1 protein-coding gene is annotated in these 339 nt (G+C 63.4%); it reads right to left on the minus strand.

From position 1 onward, the window contains the following. Nucleotides 1-339 (minus strand): glutathione binding-like protein (locus tag AC0L3B_RS38820; protein WP_473382980.1); only part of this gene is annotated, 339 nt, incomplete at both ends.

Here is a 339-nt window from a genome sequence, read left to right on the forward strand (position 1 = left end):
TGCCCTGGGCCTTGGCAATCTCGCCGATGAAGCTCATCTGAATGTCCGCACCGCTCAGCTCATCACCCGCCAGGTAGGCGGTTTTGCCGAGCACGTCATTCAGGTAGCCGAGGTAGTTGGCCAGCTCCGACTCAATGCGTGGATGCAGCGGCGCGCCGGCTTCACCCAGGCGCCCGACGTAGAGGTTGAGCATCAGCGGCAGCATGGCCGAGCCCTCGGCGAAGTGCAGCCATTGCACGTATTCGTCGTAGGTGGCGCTGGTCGGATCGGGTTGCAGTTGACCGTTGCCGTGGCGGCGGATCAGGTAGTCGATGATGGCCGCCGACTCGATCAGTACGC

This window comes from Bradyrhizobium sp. Kon56, from assembly GCF_055807635.1.